Annotated in this window: 14 protein-coding genes; 6 read left to right on the top strand and 8 right to left on the bottom strand. The window is 68.8% G+C overall.

The annotated features are described in order from the left end of the window. The first annotated feature begins 35 nt into the window (after positions 1-35). From ftsY to rpoH, 4 genes are all read left to right on the top strand, one after another. Complete coding sequence (gene ftsY / locus AM586_RS19840; protein ID WP_082439412.1) at positions 36-1,274, top strand: signal recognition particle-docking protein FtsY; 1,239 nt, start codon at positions 36-38, stop codon at positions 1,272-1,274. A gap of 6 nt (positions 1,275-1,280) precedes the next feature. Then, positions 1,281-1,940, top strand: a complete 660-nt coding sequence (locus AM586_RS19835) for a cell division ATP-binding protein FtsE (protein ID WP_052233492.1) — start codon at positions 1,281-1,283, stop codon at positions 1,938-1,940. Next, positions 1,937-2,857 (top strand): permease-like cell division protein FtsX, encoded by a 921-nt coding sequence (gene ftsX, locus AM586_RS19830; protein ID WP_052233493.1) that lies wholly within the window; start codon positions 1,937-1,939, stop codon positions 2,855-2,857. The genes AM586_RS19835 and ftsX overlap by 4 nt, the downstream gene beginning before the upstream one ends. A 453-nt stretch (positions 2,858-3,310) precedes the next feature. Beyond that, positions 3,311-4,201, top strand: a complete 891-nt coding sequence (rpoH, locus tag AM586_RS19825; protein ID WP_197416407.1) for an RNA polymerase sigma factor RpoH — start codon at positions 3,311-3,313, stop codon at positions 4,199-4,201. A gap of 141 nt (positions 4,202-4,342) precedes the next feature. On the opposite strand, the gene AM586_RS19820 is transcribed toward rpoH, so the two are convergent. The 3 genes from AM586_RS19820 to AM586_RS19810 all read right to left on the bottom strand — a co-directional run bounded on the left by AM586_RS19820 (position 4,343) and on the right by AM586_RS19810 (position 6,734). Continuing rightward, the gene (locus AM586_RS19820) at positions 4,343-5,227 is read right to left on the bottom strand and encodes a dienelactone hydrolase family protein (protein ID WP_052233495.1); all 885 of its coding nucleotides are present in this window, start codon (positions 5,225-5,227) and stop codon (positions 4,343-4,345) included. A gap of 90 nt (positions 5,228-5,317) precedes the next feature. Further along, entirely contained in the window at positions 5,318-5,782 is a 465-nt protein-coding gene (locus tag AM586_RS19815; protein WP_052233496.1) for an MgtC/SapB family protein, read from the bottom strand. 64 nt (positions 5,783-5,846) lie between these two features. Beyond that, a complete protein-coding gene (locus AM586_RS19810) occupies positions 5,847-6,734 on the bottom strand; it encodes a LysR substrate-binding domain-containing protein (protein ID WP_052233653.1) in 888 nt (295 codons plus the stop codon). Between the two features lie 101 nt (positions 6,735-6,835). On the opposite strand from AM586_RS19810, the gene AM586_RS19805 reads away from it, so the two are divergent. After that, on the top strand, positions 6,836-7,852 hold the full coding sequence (locus AM586_RS19805; protein ID WP_052233654.1) for a YeiH family protein: 1,017 nt from the start codon (positions 6,836-6,838) through the stop codon (positions 7,850-7,852). 10 nt (positions 7,853-7,862) lie between these two features. Here AM586_RS19805 and AM586_RS19800 read toward each other — a convergent pair whose 3' ends face one another. Next, positions 7,863-8,288, bottom strand: coding sequence for a DUF2141 domain-containing protein (locus tag AM586_RS19800; RefSeq protein WP_052233497.1), 426 nt, complete (start codon positions 8,286-8,288; stop codon positions 7,863-7,865). Between the two features lie 37 nt (positions 8,289-8,325). Here AM586_RS19800 and AM586_RS19795 point away from each other — a divergent pair, with 37 nt between their 5' ends. Further along, positions 8,326-8,865, top strand: a complete 540-nt coding sequence (locus AM586_RS19795; RefSeq protein ID WP_052233498.1) for a sterol desaturase family protein — start codon at positions 8,326-8,328, stop codon at positions 8,863-8,865. Here the strand turns inward: AM586_RS19795 and crtB are convergent. The 4 genes from crtB to AM586_RS19775 are packed head-to-tail and all read right to left on the bottom strand — an operon-like array spanning position 8,759 to position 13,723. After that, positions 8,759-9,742, bottom strand: coding sequence for a 15-cis-phytoene synthase CrtB (gene crtB, locus AM586_RS19790; RefSeq protein ID WP_052233499.1), 984 nt, complete (start codon positions 9,740-9,742; stop codon positions 8,759-8,761). The genes AM586_RS19795 and crtB overlap by 107 nt on opposite strands. Then, positions 9,739-11,253: a phytoene desaturase gene (locus AM586_RS19785; RefSeq protein WP_052233500.1), complete on the bottom strand. Its 1,515-nt coding sequence runs from the start codon at positions 11,251-11,253 to the stop codon at positions 9,739-9,741. Before AM586_RS19785 ends, crtB begins: the two co-directional genes overlap by 4 nt. Beyond that, the gene (gene crtY / locus AM586_RS19780; RefSeq protein ID WP_052233501.1) at positions 11,250-12,419 is read right to left on the bottom strand and encodes a lycopene beta-cyclase CrtY; all 1,170 of its coding nucleotides are present in this window, start codon (positions 12,417-12,419) and stop codon (positions 11,250-11,252) included. The genes AM586_RS19785 and crtY overlap by 4 nt, the downstream gene beginning before the upstream one ends. Next, a complete protein-coding gene (locus AM586_RS19775; protein WP_052233502.1) occupies positions 12,416-13,723 on the bottom strand; it encodes a glycosyltransferase in 1,308 nt (435 codons plus the stop codon). Before AM586_RS19775 ends, crtY begins: the two co-directional genes overlap by 4 nt. Between the last annotated feature and the right edge of the window lie 11 nt (positions 13,724-13,734).

Here is a 13,734-nt window from a genome sequence, read left to right as displayed (position 1 = left end):
GCATATGCATGCAGTTCCCCTCCCCGACTACATCCATGTTTAGTTTCTTCAAAAAGAAAAAACCTGAAGCCGAGACGCCTGTCCAGGCCGAGTCCGCTGCTGCCGCCGCGCCCGAAGCGCCTGTGGAAGCGCCTGCCCAGCCGGGCTTCCTGCGCCGCCTGTTCGGCGCCAGTGACGACACCTTCGTACCCGAGCCGGAAACGGCCGCGCCGGCGCATGAGGCAGCAACCGAGCCGGAAGAGCCGGCCGCGCGCGAAGCCGATGTGCCGGATCCGGTCGCGACCCGGATTGCCGAACAGGCCGCCGTCCTGTCGAACGCCTACGAAGGCCAGCTCTTCCCCGAGACCGCCGAACGTCCGGGCAGCGAGCTTGAAAAGAAGAAATCCTGGATGACGCGCCTGAAGGCCGGCCTGTCCAAGACCTCGAGCAACCTGTCGCTGCTGTTCGTCGGCGCGCGCATCGACGAAGACCTGTACGAGGAACTGGAATCGGCCCTGCTGATGTCGGACGCCGGCATGGACGCCACCCAGTATCTGCTGGACAGCCTGCGCCGCAAGGTCAAGGAAGAGAAGCTGCTCGACGCCGCCGCCGTCAAGGCTGCGCTGAAGGAGCTGATGGTCGACCTGCTGCGTCCGCTCGAGAAGCCGCTGGAACTGGGCCGCCACGAGCCGCTGGTGATGATGATTGCGGGCGTCAACGGCGCCGGCAAGACCACCACGATCGGCAAGCTGGCCAAGCACATGCAGCGCTATGAACAGTCGGTGCTGCTGGCTGCCGGCGACACCTTCCGCGCCGCCGCGCGCGAGCAGCTGATGGTCTGGGGCCAGCGCAATAACGTCACCGTGATCTCGCAAGCCTCGGGCGATCCGGCCGCGGTCGCCTTCGACGCGGTGCAGTCGGGCCGCGCACGCGGCGTCGACGTGGTCATGGTCGATACCGCCGGCCGCCTGCCGACCCAGCTGCACCTGATGGAAGAGCTGAAGAAGATCAAGCGCGTGATCGGCAAGGGCATGGAAGACGCCCCGCACGAAGTGCTGCTGGTCATCGACGGCAATACCGGCCAGAACGCACTGGCGCAGGTCAAGGCCTTCGACGACGCCCTGCAGCTGACCGGCCTGGTGATCACCAAGCTGGACGGCACGGCCAAGGGCGGCATCCTGGCCGCCATCGCACGCACCCGCCCGGTGCCGGTGTACTTCATCGGCGTGGGCGAAAAGCTGGAGGATCTGCAACCCTTCAGCGCCGACGAATTCGCCGAGGCGCTGCTGGGGTAAGGCTCGATGATCGAATTCCAGTCTGTTTCGAAAAAATATGCCGCCGACGCCATCGCCCTCAGCGAGGTCTCGTTCAGTATCGCCAAGGGCGAGCTGGTCTACCTGGCCGGACCGTCCGGCGCCGGCAAGTCGACCCTGCTGAAGATGATCGCCGCCGTCGAGCGCCCGACCAGCGGCCGCGTGGTGGTCAACGGCCACGACATCGGCAAGCTGAAGAAGCCCGGCGTGCCGTTCCTGCGGCGTAACCTGGGTCTGATCTTCCAGCAGCAGCGCCTGCTGAACGACCGCAGCATCCTGGCCAATGTGATGCTGCCGCTGATCGTCACCGGCGCCGCCAGGGGCCAGGCCGAGCAGCGCGCCCGCGCCGCACTCGACAAGGTCGGGCTGCTGGAGCGCGCCAACGCCCTGCCGCTGGCCCTGTCCGGCGGCGAGCAGCAGCGCGTGGCGATCGCGCGCGCCATCGTCAACCGGCCGCAGATCATCCTGGCCGACGAACCCACCGCGAACCTCGACCGCGCCGCGGCCGACCGCGTGATCGACGCCCTGCACGCTTTCCACTCGGCCGGCGTGACCGTCCTGATTTCGAGCCATGACGAACAGATCCTGGACGCGGCCGCGCGCGTGATCCGCCTCGAACATGGCCAGCTGGTGGGAGACGCAGCATGAATATCTGGTTCCGCCAGCACCGCTTCGCCCTCGGCGCCGCACTGTTGCACGTGCGCAAGGCGCCGGGCAGCTTCCTGTTCAACGTGCTGGTCGTGGCAGTGGCGCTGGCCCTGCCCTTCGCCGGCGTGACCCTGCTCGACAACGTGCGTCCGATGTCGGAACAGCTCTCGGTCGATCCCGAGATCAGCCTGTTCATGAAGCCTGACACGCCGCGCGAGCAGTCGCAGTCGCTGGCGCCGCAGCTGCGCCAGATCCTGGCCGCCAGCCACGCGAAGATCAGCTTCATTCCGCGCGAGCAGGCGCTCGACGACTTGAAAGCCAAGAGCGGCCTGAGCGACGTCATCGAGACCCTGGGCGACAATCCCCTGCCCGACAGCTACGTCATGAAACTGGAAGGTTTCACCAGCAGCGCCTATGCGGCGCGCGTGGACGGCATCGCCGAACGGATGCGCGCCCTGCCGGGCGTCGATTCGGTCCAGGTCGACTCGGCCTGGGTGAAGCGCCTGGCGGCCCTGCTGGGCGTGCTGCGCCTGGCGCTGCTGCTGCTGGCGATCACGCTGGGCGTGGTGGTGATCGCGGTGGTGTTCAATACCATCCGCCTGCAGGTGCTGACCCAGCGCGACGAGATCGCCGTCACCAAGATGCTGGGCGCCACCGACAACTTCATCCACCGCCCGTTCTACTACACGGGCGCCCTGCTCGGCCTGTGCGCCGGCGCGGTGGCGCTGGGCGCGGTGAGCCTGGCGCTGCGCCCGCTGAACGCGGCCATCGCCGAATTCGCCCGCCTGTACGCCTCCGAATTCCAGCTCGCGGCGCTGCCGCCGCTGGGTCTGGCCGGCCTGCTGGCCATCAGCGCCGGGCTCGGACTGATGGGGGCGATGCTGTCGGTGCAGCGGCACCTGGCGCGCCTGAGTTAATCGAGACGGTCATTACGATTTCGTTAACTCTTCTACGGCTCGCCAGAAAAATCGTAGATGGTGGCGAGGTTTACGCCTACAAGGGTAGGTGCGCCACTTCACAGACCCCGCAGCACGCGGGGCATAATCTGTCTTCTACCGAATTCAATCAGTAGCAGCGTCACGTTTGACATCAATCAACTGTACCGCTCCTACCTGCTCTACAGTTGAATCAAGCCGGAAATTCGATTCCTTAGAGCAATACTTTGGCAAGACTTAAGGACGTCGTCGGGGATATGGTGGCGGCTAGCACTCACCTCAAGAGAGTGCTAATATTACGCCTGACCATGATGAAAGTGGCCTTTGGGCACACTGTTCCGCATCCCGTAACAAGCCGTAAAAACCGCGCCTTCGGGGCGTTTTTTCGGGCACATTGACGATGCAGCACAGATTACTCTACGAGGGAAAATGACTATGTCCGCACAATCCGCATTGGTTCCTGTTGGCAGCCGTGCTCTGGGACTGGGCTTCACTGGCAATCTCGGCAATATTGACGCCTATATCTCGGCCGTCAATCGTCTGCCGATGCTGTCCCACGAGGAAGAGGTCTCGCTGGCAAAGAGCCTGCAGGAAAAGAACGACCTGGACGCGGCGCAGAAGCTGGTCATGTCCCACCTGCGCCTGGTCGTGTCGATCGCGCGCGGCTATCTGGGCTACGGCCTGCCGCACGCCGACCTGATCCAGGAAGGCAATATCGGCCTGATGAAGGCAGTCAAGCGTTTCGACCCGAACCAGGGCGTGCGCCTGGTGTCGTACGCCATGCACTGGATCAAGGCCGAGATGCATGAATACATCCTGAAGAACTGGCGCCTGGTGAAAGTCGCGACGACCAAGGCCCAGCGCAAGCTGTTCTTCAACCTGCGCAGCAACAAGACCGGCCTGGACGCCATGTCGCCGCAACAAGTCGACGACCTGGCCAAGCTGCTCGACGTGAAGCGCGAAGAAGTGATCGAGATGGAAACCCGCCTGTCGGGCCGCGACATCGCCCTGGAAGCGCCGACCGACGACGAAGACGACAAGTTCTCGCCGATCGCCTACCTGTCGTCGGATCAGCAGGAGCCGACCAAGGTGCTGGAAGCGAACGACGTGGTGCGCCTGCAGTCGGAAGGCCTGGAAACGGCCCTCGGCAAACTCGACCCGCGTTCGCGCCGCATCGTGGAAGCACGCTGGCTGGCCAACGACGACGGCTCGGGTGCGACCCTGCATACCCTGGCCGAGGAATTCGGCGTGTCGGCCGAGCGCATCCGCCAGATCGAGACGGCTGCGCTGAAGAAGATGAAAACGGCGCTGGCGGCTTACGTGTAATCGCCACCGCGGCAATAAAAAAGGCACCTTCGGGTGCCTTTTTGTTTTGCCTCAAACCGGGGTCAGACTCCGAATTTTGGAAATATCCCTGCATCTATTGCCAAATTTTGGAGTCTGACCCCGGTTTAAGCAAAGTCAGGGTTAGGCTAGTTTTTCCTTGAAGAAGGCGACCGTCCGGCTCCACGCCAGCTTGGCCGCCGCCTCGTCATAGCGCGGCGTGGTGTCGTTGTTGAAGCCGTGCTCCGCGCCGGCGTAGACGAAGTGCTGGTAATCCACCTTGTTCGCCTTCAGCGCGGCCTCGTAGGCCGGCCAGCCGGCCAGGATGCGCTCGTCCTTGCCGGCGTCGTGGATCAGCAGCGGCGCGCGGATGTGCGCAACGTCGGCCGGGGCTGGCTGGGAGCCGTAGAAGGGCACGGCCGCCGCCAGGTCCGGCAGCTGCGTGGCCAGGTAGTTCGCGATGCCGCCGCCCCAGCAGAAGCCGACCACGCCGAGCTTGCCGCTCGACTGGGGCAGCGCAACGAGCGCATGGGCCGCGGCGGCGAAATCGGCGCGGGTCTTGGCCTGGTCCAGCTTCGGAAACAGGGCGCGCGCCTTGTCCTCGTCGCCCGGATAGCCGCCCAGCGGAAACAGCGCGTCCGGCGCATAGGCGATGAAACCGTCCAGCGCCAGGCGGCGCGCGATGTCTTCGATATGCGGGTTCAGACCGCGGTTCTCGTGCACCACCAGGATCACCGGCAACTTGCCCTTGGCATCGGCCGGCATCGCCAGGTAGCCGCGCACCGTCCCGTAGCCCTGCGGCGACGGGAACTCCCGGTAACTGGTCTTCAGCCGCGCATCGGCCGCCGCCACCAGCGGCGCCGCGAACGAGGGCGACAGCTGCGCCAGCAAGGTGGCCGCCGTCACGCCGCCCGCCGCGTAGCGCCCCGCCCGCATCAGGAAATCGCGGCGCGACAGGCGCCCGTGCACGTAGCCGTCGAAGAGTTTCAGGACATCCGGATCGAAATCTGCTGCGGTCAAGCGCTTCATGGGGAAATCTCCTTGTGTTTTTCGCAAGCATACTGCGCAAAGGGATGGGAAAGCGAGGATTTTCGGCCCCTGCCGCCGAGGTGTCCGGCCTTACCCCTTGTCCTTGCGCCGCAACAGGGCGAGGATGACAAACGCGAACACGGCGCTGACCACCGCCGTCGCCTCCCTGCCCATCCCGGCCGCCACGCCGATGGCGGCGGTCAGCCACACGCTGGCGGCCGTGGTCAGGCCCTGGATGGCGTTCCGCTCGCGCAGCTTGAGGATGGCGCCGGCGCCGAGGAAGCCGATCCCCGCCGTCACGCCCTGCAGCACGCGCGACAGGTCGTCGATCTTCATGCCGGCCTGCACCGGGATCAGCATGAACAGCGCGGAGCCGAGCGATACCAGCATGTGCGTGCGCAGGCCGGCCGCCGCCCCGACCGATTCGCGTTCATAGCCGAGCAGGCCGCCGAGCAGCACGGCGACGCTCAGGCGCAGCACCACGCGGGTGACGTCGCCGGCGTCGCCGATGTCCGAGAATTCCTGCAGTACCGCGCTCCAGATCCGCTCCCACACGTGGCGTCCTCCCGTCGAATGCACATGATGCCAGCTCGGCCGGTGCGGCGGCGCACCGCGGCACTCAGGCGGCCGGCCCGCGCACCAGGTCCGCGAAAGCGGCAGCGGCGCGGCTCCGGTGGCGCTCCGGGTGCCGCAGCATCGAGAAGCGGCGCGCCGGCAGCGCCAGGTTGGCCTGCGCCAGCACACCCGCGTGCAGGTCCGATGCCACCACCAGCTCCGACAGCGCGCCGGCATAGGCGCCCGCCATCACGGCGCTGCGCACCGCTTCGTTCGAGGGCAGCGCGAGCGCGACCGCGAGCGCCTGCGCCGGCACGCCCAGCGCGGCGAGCGCCGACTCGAAGGCCGAGCGCGTCCCCGACCCCGCCTCGCGCATGATCCAGCGCGCGCCCAGCAGCTGTTCGCGGTCCAGCGGCCGGCCGTCGGCCCATGGATGCCCGGTCCCGACCACGACCACCATGCGGTCTTCGCCGACCGGCACCGCCTCCAGGCCGCCCTCTTCCAGCTCGCCCTCGACGAAGCCGAGGTCGGCCTCGCCCTGCACCACGGCCGCCGCCACGTTTTCGGTATTCGCCACCACCAGCGCGAGCGCGATGGCGGGATAGGTCTGGCGGAACCGCACCAGCAGCGGCGGCAGCCAGTAGCTGGCGATGGTCTGGCTGGCGTGGATGGCCAGCGAACCGCGCTGCAGGCTGCCCAGCTCCGCCAGCGTCAGTTCGGCGGCGCGTGCGCTGGCCAGCGTGCGGCGCGCCTCGGCCAGGAAGATGCGCCCGGCTTCGTTGGTTTCGATGCGGCGGCCGACACGGTCGAACAGCGTGGTGCCGTAGCGTTCTTCGAGCGCCTTGATCGATGAGCTGACCGCCGACGGGGTCAGCGCCAGCGCGGCCGCCGCCTGGGTCAGGTGCTGCCGCTCGGCGACCTCGACAAAGATGCGCAATTGATCGAGCGTCATCATCGTTCAGATAAATTGAATGAATTGTCAAAAATTATTCGATGGACCGAATGATTGCATGCGTCGACAATTACCTCAAGAAAAACATACATCACACCGACATGCTTTCGTCCACCGCCTCCCTCCGCTCCCTGCTCCCCGGCCTGGCCCTGTGCGCCCTGGTCACGGCCGGCGCCGCCGCGCTCGAGCACGCGGAGGTCCTGCTGTGGGGCCACGCATGGCTGGAAAGCCTGGTGCTGGCGATCCTGCTCGGCGTCGCCATCCGCACCTGGCGCGGGATCGATCCGCGCTGCCAGCCCGGCATCCAGTTCAGCGCGAAGTTCCTGCTGGAAGCGGCGGTGGTGCTGCTCGGCGCTTCCGTCAGCGCCGGCGCGCTGCTGGAACAGGGCGTTCCGCTGCTCGCCGGCATCGCGCTGGCGGTGGTGCTGGCGATCGGCCTCGGCTACGCCATCGGCCGCCTGGCCGGCCTGCCCAGGAAGATGGCGGTCCTGATCGCCTGCGGCAACGCGATCTGCGGCAATTCGGCGATCGCCGCGGTGGCGCCGGTGATCGAGGCCGACGGCGAAGAGGTCGCCGCCGCGATCGCGTTCACGGCGGTGCTGGGCGTGGCGGTGGTCCTGCTGCTGCCCCTGAGCGCCACGCTGCTGGGATTCACGTCCACCGAGTACGGCGTCTTCGCCGGCCTGACCGTGTATGCGGTGCCCCAGGTGCTGGCCGCGACCGCGTCGGTGTCGGCGCTCAGCCTGCAGGTCGGCACCCTGGTCAAGCTGCTGCGCGTGCTGATGCTCGGGCCGGTCGTGGTGGCGCTGTCGGTGGCCGGCCAGGTGCGCGGTCCCGGCGCACGCAGGCTCGTGCTGTCGCAACTGCTGCCCTGGTTCATTGCCGGCTTCCTGCTGATGCTGGCCCTGCGCTCCGCCGGGCTGCTGCCGCGCGCGCTGCTGGCGCCCCTGCACGAGGCGGCCGGGGTCCTGACCGTGATGTCGATGGCCGCGCTGGGGCTGGGCGTGGATGCGCGCTCGGTGCTGCAGGCGGGCGCGCGGGTCGCCGGCGTGGTGGTCCTGTCGCTGGCGGCGCTGGCCACCCTCGGCTACCTTCTGATCCGCCTGCTGGGGATCTGAACCGACGGCTTCAGTGCAGCCTGATCTTCGCCTCCACCGTCGGCCCGTCGCCGACCTGGATCGCGGTATCCTCGAACGACGGCGGGCCGAAGCGGCTGGGGGCGTTCCGGCTGAAACCGTAGTTCTCCTTCGGGATGCCGATCAGGTTGCGATCCAGTTCGTTGTTCTCGTTCTCGTCCTGGTAGACCAGCACGGCCCAGGTCCCTTTCGGTACGCCGGGCACCGTGATCACGTTCTCGCCGTCGCGGGCCGGCATCGACGCGGTGTAGGCGCACTGCTTCAGGAAGTGTTCCCGGTCGCAGACGGCGACGTTGAGCTTGCCCTTGCCGGCGGCCACGTTGGAGACGTGGACTTCGACGGTGGCTGCCGAGGCGGCGGCCGACAGCAGCAGGAGAGCGGGCAACAGGGCCGGCAAAAGCGGGCTGAAACGGGTCATGCGTGTCCTTTCGATCGGTTATGGTAGGCTGCTTCACATGCTGCTCAACGCCCTCATCCTCATCGTCACCGTGGTCCTGATGGAAGTCTTTTCCATCGTCGCGCACAAGTACGTGATGCACGGCTTCGGCTGGGGATGGCACCGCTCGCACCATGAGCCGCGCACCGGATGGTTCGAGAAAAACGACCTGTACGCGGTCGTGTTCGCGGGCGTGGCGATCGCCCTCATCTACGCGGGCGCCACGCGCGGCCGCCATCCGCTGGAATGGATCGGCGCCGGCATGACGGCCTACGGTTTCCTGTATTTCGTGGCCCACGACGGCCTGGTGCACCGCCGCTGGCCGTTCAGCTACGTGCCGCGGCGCGGCTATCTGAAGCGCCTCTACCAGGCCCACCGCATGCACCACGCGGTGTCCGGCAAGGAGGGCGCGGTATCCTTCGGCTTCCTGTACGCGCCGCCGGTCGAGCTCCTCAAGCAGCAGTTGCATGCGCTGCACCAGGGACCGCTTCGCCGGCGCCGCCCGGACGCTGCCACAGGCCGGCAGGACGCGGCTGCATCCTCGCCAGACGCGAACTGAGCGCCTGCACCCCGCCCTCCCCCAGCAGGCGCAGCTTGGTCGCCTTCGAGGTCCCCGCCCGCTCATCCCAGGCGCGCGCGCCGCGCCGCTTCACCACGATCCCGATCTGCCGGTAGACCTTGCGCGCGGTCGCGATCGCCCAAGCCGAGCGCAATGGCAGCCCGGCGATGCCGCCGAGCGCCGACGCGTAATAGGGCTCGGCGTGATCGACCAGGCGCGCCGCCACCTGCGCCAGCGCGGCCCGGTGCTGCGGCAGCGCGACTTCGTCGGGCGGAATGCCGGCCTCGCGCAGCCACTGCGCCGGGAGGTAGCAGCGCCCTGCGTGCGCATCCTCGACGATGTCGCGCGCGATGTTGGTGAGCTGGAAGGCCAGGCCGAGGTCGCAGGCGCGGTCGAGGATGCCCGGCGCGTTCACACCCATGATCGAGGCCATCATCAGGCCGACCACGCCGGCCACGTGGTAGCAGTAGCGCAGGGTGTCGTCGATGGTTTCGTAGCGCGCGCCCTCGACGTCCATCGCGAAGCCGGCCAGGTGGTCGAAGGCGAAGCGCTGCGGGATCGCATGGCGCAATGCGACTTCCTGGAAGGCCGCAAAGGCGGGGTCGCCCATCCGTTCGCCGGCATAGGCGCGGCGGGTCTGCTCGCGCAGCAGCGCCAGCTTGGCCGCGGCGTCGGCCGGTTCGCGCGGCGCGGCGTTGAAGCCGAGTTCCTGGCCGTCGACCACGTCGTCGCAGTGCCGGCACCAGGCGTACAGCATCAGCACGCTGCGCCGGGTGGCCGGGTCGAACAGTTTTGCGGCGGCGGCGAAGCTCTTCGAGCCGACTTCGATGGTGTGGGTGGCGTGATCGAGCAGGGTCGAACCTGCATTCGCGCTCATGCGCGCACTCCTTCCCACATCGCCTGCAGCATCAATCCGGCCGTGGCCTTGGCCGAGCCGATCACGCCCGGCACGCCGGCGCCGGGATGGGTGCCGGCGCCGACCAGGTAGAGGTTGGCGAGGTCGGCGTCGCGGTTGTGCGGGCGGAACCAGGCGCTCTGGGTCAGCAGCGGTTCGAGCGAGAAGGCCGAGCCGTGGTGGGCATTGAGCTGGTCGCGGAAGTCCAGCGGCGTGAAGATGCGGCTGGTGACGAGCTGGCTGCGCAGGCCCGGCATGTAGCGCTGCTCCAGGTAATCGAAGATGCGCTCGCGGTACTTCGGCCCTTCGGCCTCCCAGTCGATCGGGGCATTGCCCAGGTGCGGCACCGGCGCCAGCACGTAGTGGCTGCCGCAGCCGGGCGGCGCCAGCGACGGGTCGGTCACGCAGGGCGCATGCAGGTAGAGCGAGAAGTCCTCGGCCAGGGTCTCGCCCCTGAAGATGTCCCGGATCAGTTCGCGGTAGCGCGGCCCGAAGCAGACCGTGTGGTGCCGCAGCTGGCTGTGATGATGGTCGAGGCCGAAGTAGAGCACGAACAGCGAATTGCTGAAACGCTTCTTCGCCAGCGCTTCGCCCTGCGCCGCGCCGCGCGGATGCCGGCCCAGCAGCTTGGCGTAGGTGTGGACCACGTCGGCGTTCGAGGCCACGGCGTCGGCCTCGAACAGGCGCCCATCCTCGAGCCGCACGCCCGTCACGCGGGCATCGCCGGCCTCGATGCGGGCCGCCGGCGCATTCAGTTCGATGCGCCCGCCGATGTCCTCGAACAGGCGCACCAGCGCGCGCACCAGCGCGCCGGTGCCGCCGCGCGGGAACCACACGCCCCACTCGCGTTCCAGCGCGTGGATCAGGGTGTAGATCGAAGACGTGGCGAACGGATTGCCGCCCACCAGCAGGGAGTGGAACGAGAAGGCCTGGCGCAGCTGCTCGTCCTGGATGAAGCGCGCGACGATGCCGTACACGCTGCGCCAGGCCTGCAGGCGCGCCAGCTGCGGGCCGGCGGCGATCATGTCGCGGAACGAGAGGAACGGCACCGCACCCAGCTTCAGGTAGCCCTCCGCGAACACCGCCTTCGAATACGCCAGGAAGCGCCGGTAGCCCGCGACGTCGGCCGGGTTGCGCGCGTGGATCTGGCGGTCCAGCGCCTCCTGGTCGTTGGCGTAGTCGAAGTGGCTGCCGTCTTCCCAGCACAGGCGGTAGAAAGGCGCCACCGGCAGCATCTCGACGTAGTCCGCGATGCGCTTGCCGGCCAGGGCGAACAGCTCTTCGATGCAGGAGGGATCGGTGATGACGGTGGGTCCGGCGTCGAACACGAAGCCCTGGTCCTCGTAGACGTAGGCGCGGCCGCCCGGCTTGTCGCGTCCTTCCAGCAGCGTGGTCTGGATGCCGCCGGCCTGCAGGCGGATGGCCAGCGCCAGCCCGCCGAAGCCGGCGCCGATGACCACCGCGCGGCGCGGTTCGATGTTCCTTGCGTTCATTCTGCTTTCCCGATCTGGTGAGGGTGGATCTTGCAGGCGGCGGCAAAGGCCTGGCCCACGGGCACCGGCGGCTTGCCGGACAGGAGACGCGCCTTGTCCCGCCAACTCAGGCGGCCCGCGTAGAAATGCGCAACCAGGGACGCCGGCAGGCGGTAGAAACGCTGCATCACGCGCCAGCGGCGGTCCGGACTGCCGGCCAGGAACAGCATGCGGTTCAGCAGCCGGAAGAAGCGCTGGCGCCGCCATTCCTGCGCCGCCTCGTCGCGGATCGCGGCGAACAGCGTGGCGGCGTCGAGCTCGCGCATGGCGGCGATGCGCTCGGCGAGCCGCACCGCATGCGGCAGCGAGTAGCCGGTGGTCGAGTGGAACAGCCCGGCGCGCAGGCCCACGCTGGGCTGGCCGGCCAGGTCGTCCCAGTAGGCGTCGAAGTCGCCGGCCAGCACGATCGGCAGCCTGCCCTCCTCCTCGCGCAAGACCTCGGCGATGCGCCAGCCGCGCGCGCGCGCATACTCGGCGATGTTGGCGCGCAGGCGCCCGGGCTCCCAGGCATCGCTGTCGACATAGTGGGTATCCTCGATCAGCAGGCGCCGCGTATCGAAGGGCAGCACGTAGACGAAGCGGTAGCCGCCCTGCTGTTCCACGCTGGCGTCCATGATGACGGGATGCTGCAGTCCATGCGGCGCCGCCAGCAGCACCTCCTGGCCGAGGAAGGTCTGCCAGCCCAGCGCCAGGCGCGGACTGGCGCGCATGCCGCGGCCGTCGATCACGGCGCGCGCCTCCAGCACCTCGCCGTCCGCCAGTTCGACCCGGCTCGGGCCGACCGCGGCGATGCGCGCCCCCAGCCGCAGCGCCGGTCCCAGCGCCGCTTCGATGACGCGCGCAAAATCGCTCGAGGCGATGCTGGCGTAGCCGCCCTCCAGGCTGCGCACGTAGTCCGGGAACGCGACCTCGTAGCGCGGCCAGCGTCGCGACACCAGCGGCGCGATCCAGGCCCGCTGCGCGGCGTCGAGGTCGGCGTCGTGGAAGGACCAGGTGTGGTTGCCGCCCAGGCGTTCGCCCTGCTCGAGCAGCAGGATGCGCAGGCCGGGATGCTGCGTCCGCAGGCGCCAGGCGATCAGGCCGTTCGCCAGGCCGCCGCCGGCCAGGATCAGGTCCCAGGCGCTCATGCCGGGCTGTCCTCGCGCAGCCGGCGGCCGTCGCCGCGGCGCAGGCACAGGGCCGCCTCGACGATGTCGGCCGCGCGCGGCGTGCCGCCGGCGCGGGCCAGGCCGGCAGCCTGGGCGTCGAGCCGCGCGCCGAACTGCGCTTCGTCGAACAGGCGCTGCAGCAGGCGCGCGATGGTGGCGGCGCCGGCCAGCCGGGTCGAGGCCTGCAGGCCGATCCCGGCGTGCACGATGCGCGTGGCGGTGCCCGGCTGGTCGAAGGTGACCGGCATCGCCAGGATCGGCGTGCGCGCTTCGACGGCGTCCATCACGGTGTTGATGCCGGCATGCGACACCACCGCGTCGGCGCGCGCCAGCGCTTCGCGTTGCGGCGCAAACGCGCAGACCCAGCTGGCGCCGGCGCGCTTCAACGCCGCTTCCTGCTGCGCGTCGAGGCCGCCGCAATGGGCGACCAGCAATTGGGCGTCGATCGAGCGGCAGGCCCTCGCGACGCGCTTGAAGATGCCGAAGCGGTGGCCCTGCAGGGTGCCGAGCGAGGCAAACACGAAGCGCCGGCCGGGGTCCAGCGCCGGCAGCGGCGTCGGCGTCGCCGCGCCGGCGTCGCCAGGTGCGCGCAGCGGCCCCACGTGATGGAAATGCGGCGGCAGCGCGCGGCGCGGGAAATCGAAGGCCTCGGTGGTCTGGCTGATCTGGGCCAGCGGCGACAGGCATTCGTGCAGGCCGCTGCGGCTGGACAGGCCCAGCCTGCGCGCCTGCGCTTCGATCGCCTTGCGGTGCGGGCCCATCATCCAGTCGTACACGCGGGTGCTGCCCTCCACCACCTGGCGCGCCCGTTCGCTGTCTTCATACGCGAAGGGCATCACGGCCAGGGGAATGCCGGGTTCGCGATTCACCGGCATCGCACAGGCCACCGAGACGAAAGGCAGGCCGAGCGCTTCGGCGACCAGGCCGCCGGCCCCTTCCATCTGGTCGGCGATGATGGCGTCGATGCCCAGCGTCTCGAGCGCTGCCGGCAGCTCGCGGCACAGCATCTCGGTACCGCGCGCCATGTCGTGGATCACCCGGCGCAGGCCGAGCGGCCCGCCGGGATTGGCGGCGCGCCGCAGCGCCGCCGCCAGCGAGCCGGGCGGATGCGTGGCGGCGCCGAGCGCGTGAAAGCCGAGCCGCGCATCCTTGAGGTAGGCGGCGGCGTCGGCACGCTGCAGGAAGCTCACGCGGTGGCCGCGCGCCACCAGTTCCTGGCCGAGCGCCGCCATCGCGCTGAAGTGGCTGTAGAAGGCCGGTGCGACCACGCCGAAGTGGGCCATGCGCCGTCCCT

The sequence above is a fragment of the Massilia sp. WG5 genome (assembly GCF_001412595.2).
In the GTDB taxonomy this organism is placed as follows: domain Bacteria; phylum Pseudomonadota; class Gammaproteobacteria; order Burkholderiales; family Burkholderiaceae_D; genus Telluria.
This window is presented reverse-complemented; position numbering and strand designations above follow the sequence as displayed.

Bases quoted from the DNA above. Each gene is read 5' to 3' on its own strand.
- AM586_RS19795 (WP_052233498.1), top strand. From the start codon at position 8,326: ATGCTGCTCAACGCCCTCATCCTCATCGTCACCGTGGTCCTGATGGAA.
- AM586_RS19820 (WP_052233495.1), bottom strand. From the start codon at position 5,227: ATGAAGCGCTTGACCGCAGCAGATTTCGATCCGGATGTCCTGAAACTC.
- ftsX (WP_052233493.1), top strand. From the start codon at position 1,937: ATGAATATCTGGTTCCGCCAGCACCGCTTCGCCCTCGGCGCCGCACTG.
- AM586_RS19800 (WP_052233497.1), bottom strand. From the start codon at position 8,288: ATGACCCGTTTCAGCCCGCTTTTGCCGGCCCTGTTGCCCGCTCTCCTG.
- AM586_RS19785 (WP_052233500.1), bottom strand. From the start codon at position 11,253: ATGAACGCAAGGAACATCGAACCGCGCCGCGCGGTGGTCATCGGCGCC.
- crtB (WP_052233499.1), bottom strand. From the start codon at position 9,742: ATGAGCGCGAATGCAGGTTCGACCCTGCTCGATCACGCCACCCACACC.
- AM586_RS19805 (WP_052233654.1), top strand. From the start codon at position 6,836: ATGCTTTCGTCCACCGCCTCCCTCCGCTCCCTGCTCCCCGGCCTGGCC.
- AM586_RS19835 (WP_052233492.1), top strand. From the start codon at position 1,281: ATGATCGAATTCCAGTCTGTTTCGAAAAAATATGCCGCCGACGCCATC.
- crtY (WP_052233501.1), bottom strand. From the start codon at position 12,419: ATGAGCGCCTGGGACCTGATCCTGGCCGGCGGCGGCCTGGCGAACGGC.
- AM586_RS19810 (WP_052233653.1), bottom strand. From the start codon at position 6,734: ATGACGCTCGATCAATTGCGCATCTTTGTCGAGGTCGCCGAGCGGCAG.
- rpoH (WP_197416407.1), top strand. From the start codon at position 3,311: ATGTCCGCACAATCCGCATTGGTTCCTGTTGGCAGCCGTGCTCTGGGA.
- AM586_RS19775 (WP_052233502.1), bottom strand. From the start codon at position 13,723: ATGGCCCACTTCGGCGTGGTCGCACCGGCCTTCTACAGCCACTTCAGC.
- ftsY (WP_082439412.1), top strand. From the start codon at position 36: ATGTTTAGTTTCTTCAAAAAGAAAAAACCTGAAGCCGAGACGCCTGTC.